Below are 3,498 nucleotides of genomic sequence, written 5' to 3'. Positions count from 1 at the left end.
ACAGTGCAGATCCGTGCCCAAAGCCGAGGTCAGAGCAGTATTGAGATGCGCTTCACCTCCCCCGTGAACGGGGGAGCACTGCGCAAGATCAAAGGTAGAGCTTCTTGACCGCTGTGGTCGTCGTCTTCTTGAAGGCCTTCACCGGGGCGTTCCCGAAGTCGCCCAGCTCGCCCCACTGCACGATCGTGACGGCGCGGCCGTCCCGGCCGACCGACAGGAGATGGATGTCGGTGGCGCCGTACGAGGTCCAGGTGTGCAGTCCGTAGACGTGCGCGCCCTCCTCGACCGGGAGGGTGCCGTAGTCCCTGAGCTCGGCCCCTTCGTCGGGGTCGGACTGCTCGATCCGCGTCTGGCAGGAGCGGATCTCCTTGTTGAGCCGGGCCGCAAGAGCCTTGGCCTTGGTGTCGCTGGCGGCGACGATCGTGAGCTGGACGGCGCCGGTGTCCAGTTCGGTGCGGAACTCGCGGTACCGGGAGTCGTAGCCCGGCAGCGCGTCGCCCACACAGGCCATCCCGTCCGGCACCCCCTTCTTGACCCGGTCCGCCGTCCAGGCGGAACTGCGGTGCGGCGGCAGTTCGGTGGGAGAGAGGAAGGCGGGCGAGGCCGTAGCGCTCGCCTTCGCCGCGGCGCCGGCCGGAGCCGCGAAGGCCACTCCCGCCGCTGCCGCGGCGAGGGCGGTGAGTGCGGACAGCGCGGTGAGCAGGCCGGCCCTGGCGGCGCGGCTGGGGCGAATGGTGGGGTGATCGGTGGTGGCGTGGACATCGCGAGTGGGCATGGGTGTCCCCCGTGTCTGGGTGCACGACTGTGCACGGATTCGCATGAGTGGGTGCTGTCGGATGTCGCCGCGCCGGTTGGTCGGTCCGGCTGCGGTCGGTGCGACCTCCAAAGCATCGGCCGCCACCCGGGGCAACCGCAACCGGCGACACGCGATCCGCGACGGTGGAACCATCCCATCCCCTCTGACGTGCAGGTATATGGGGTGCCTGGGATGACGTTCCCAGGATGCGAAGGACCGGACGAGGACGGGGGAAGGCGTGTCGACGCACGAGGACGTGGTGGAGTTCGCGGCGCTGCTGACGCTGCTGAAGGGGCGTACGGACCGCAGTTACGGCTCACTGGCCCGCCGCCTGGCCATGAACACGTCCACCCTGCACCGCTACTGCTCCGGCGACACGGTCCCCCTGGACTTCGCCCCGGTGGAACGGTTCGCCGCGCTGTGCGGAGCGTCGCCGCAGGAACGCGTGGAACTGCACCGCCGGTGGATGCTGGCGGTCGCGGCGCGACAGCGGACGCGTACGTCGGCGGACCCGGGCACGCCCGAGGAGGCGGACACAGTGGAGGCGGACACATACGCCGGACCGGGTACGTCCGAACCGGGAACGTCCGATGCGGGTACGTCCGATGCGGGCGACGCCCCGTCAGTGCCCGCCGCGCCGGGCGAGCCCACCCCCGCCGACCGTCCCACCGGCCGCCGTCCCTGGTACCGCCACCGTCGGATCGCGGTCCCCCTGGCCGTGGCCGGCACGCTCGTGGCCACCGTGGGAACACTGGGCAGCCTGTCGGCCCTGTCCGCCGACCACTCCCCGTCCAAGGCGCCCCCAGCCCGGTCGTCCTCCCCGGCGCCGACTTCTGCCGGGGCTTCCCCGGCGCCGATCGCCTGGACCGCCAACTCCCAGGCCTGGACGTTGGGTTGCGGCCACGACTACGTCATCGCCAAGTCTCCGAAGCAGGTCCCTCCGCCGCCCGCCGCGCAGGACGCCGGCCCTTGGGCGGCGACCCAGCACGCGGTGCACGGCGGCGACACCAACGTCGAGATCTCGGTGCAGGGTCGGACGTCGACCGCGGTGGTCCTGGAGGCGCTTCGGGTCCGGGTGGTCGGGCGGAGCGCTCCCGCCAAGGGCACCGCCTACTCCATGGACATGGGCTGCGGCGGCTCGATCACTCCCCGGTCGTTCTCCGTCGACCTCGACAAGGAGCGGCCCATCGCCCGCTCGACCGCCGGCGCCGACGTGGACACGCCGATCCCCGCGGTGCGCTTCCCCTACCGTGTCTCCGCCCAGGAGCCGGAGGTACTGCTGGTCAACGCCCGGACGGTGACCTGCGACTGCCGCTGGTACCTGGAGCTCGACTGGTCCTCCCAGGGTCGCGCCGGCACCGTCCGCGTCGACGACGCCGGACGCCCGTTCCGGACCAGCGCCATCAAGGGGCTGCCCCGCTACGTGTACTCGATGCGCGAGTGGATTCCGCGCACGGACTGAGCAGCAGCCCCTTCCACCACCTCATGTGACACCCGGTCACGTCTCCCAGACCGCGGCGGCCGTACGGTCGTCCGCGTAGCCCTTGACCCGTACCTGGGTGTCCGCGAGGAACGCCGCGAGGCCGGGCGGGGTGCCGCCGGACCACCGCTGCGTGAGGTATTCGCACAGCTCGGGCTCGCCGCGCAACGGATCGGCGAGACCGCCGGTGCACAGCAGGAGCGTGTCCCCGCGGCGGGCGACGGAGGCGCGGAAACGGAAGGGCTCCCGGGGCGGTTCGGGGGCGGGCTCGTACGGGCTCGGGGGTGTCGTGATCCCGAGATCCATGGTGAGCCGGTCCCCGTCCGGGGTCTCGTGGGGCGGCGAACCGAACCCGACGACCGGCTCACCGGCCGGGATCTCCGCGACCCTCGGTTCGATGTCCTGCCACTCGCCGTCCCGGAGCCGGAACAGTCCCCCGGCGCCGACGCCGAAGAAGACGCGCGTACGGCAGTCGGGGTCGGCGGGGAGCAGCAGGCAGCGCAGGCCCGCCGTGTACTCCTCGGGTGCGACGCCCTGCTCGGCGGCGCTCGCCCGGAGTTTGCCGAGGCTGCGGTCGGTGAGCCGGTGCAGCCCCGACTTGAGCTCGCCTCGTCGGGCGGCCCGGAGGTCCTCGGCGAGCCGTACATGGCTGCGCCCCACCGCCCGCCCGATCCACTGGCACGCCTCGGCGGCGGCCCGGTGCGCGCCCGGCGTGGCACGGGCGCCGGTCGCCATGGCGATGAGGACGAGCGCGTGGTCGCCCGTTCCGAAGCGGGCGGTGAGGAGGGAGTCGCGGCGGGGTTCCCCCCTGAAGCGTGCGGAGTCCCCGCGCAGGGAGACCGCCCGGAGCGTGGAGGCACCGTAGTGCGCCCCGTCGAGCACGGTGTCGGCGACGAGGTCCGCGAGGTCGTCGGGGTCGGCGGGCGGGAGGGCGGTGGGTTCGGGCGCGTAGGTGGGCGGGCCGGAGCCGACGTGGTCGACGGTGCTGGGAGGCCCGTCGACGTCGATGACGGAGGAGGCGAACCCCGGGGCTACGGGGCTCTTCGGCGCCTCCGTCGGGAGGGCGGGGAGGTCCCGGCGGGTGGGTGTCCGCAAGGGAGGGAGGCCGTTCTGAGCGGGCGGGGCGTCACGCGGGGGCTCGACCGGCGGGCACGGCCAGACGGCACGGGGGGGGGCCCCCGGGACCCCCCGGCCCGGCCCGGCCCCTCCGGCCGCAAAACCC

At 73.2% G+C, this 3,498-nt stretch carries 3 protein-coding genes; 1 reads left to right on the top strand and 2 read right to left on the bottom strand.

The window, feature by feature from the left end; all coding sequences use genetic code 11:
- Positions 1 to 88 precede the first annotated feature (88 nt).
- On the bottom strand, positions 89 to 775 hold the full coding sequence (locus ADL01_RS18495) for a hypothetical protein (protein WP_053743115.1): 687 nt from the start codon (positions 773 to 775) through the stop codon (positions 89 to 91).
- Positions 776 to 1,034: 259 nt separating this feature from the next.
- Here ADL01_RS18495 and ADL01_RS18490 point away from each other — a divergent pair, with 259 nt between their 5' ends.
- Positions 1,035 to 2,258: a helix-turn-helix domain-containing protein gene (locus tag ADL01_RS18490; RefSeq protein ID WP_053743114.1), complete on the top strand. Its 1,224-nt coding sequence runs from the start codon at positions 1,035 to 1,037 to the stop codon at positions 2,256 to 2,258.
- Positions 2,259 to 2,294: 36 nt separating this feature from the next.
- Here ADL01_RS18490 and ADL01_RS18485 read toward each other — a convergent pair whose 3' ends face one another.
- Positions 2,295 to 3,371 (bottom strand): protein phosphatase 2C domain-containing protein, encoded by a 1,077-nt coding sequence (locus ADL01_RS18485; RefSeq protein WP_078960601.1) that lies wholly within the window; start codon positions 3,369 to 3,371, stop codon positions 2,295 to 2,297.
- Positions 3,372 to 3,498: the final 127 nt, after the last annotated feature.

It is taken from the genome of Streptomyces sp. NRRL WC-3618 (assembly GCF_001280005.1).
Classification (GTDB): domain Bacteria; phylum Actinomycetota; class Actinomycetes; order Streptomycetales; family Streptomycetaceae; genus Streptomyces.
Note: the sequence above shows the minus strand (reverse complement) of the source record. Positions and strands in the feature narration are given on the sequence as shown.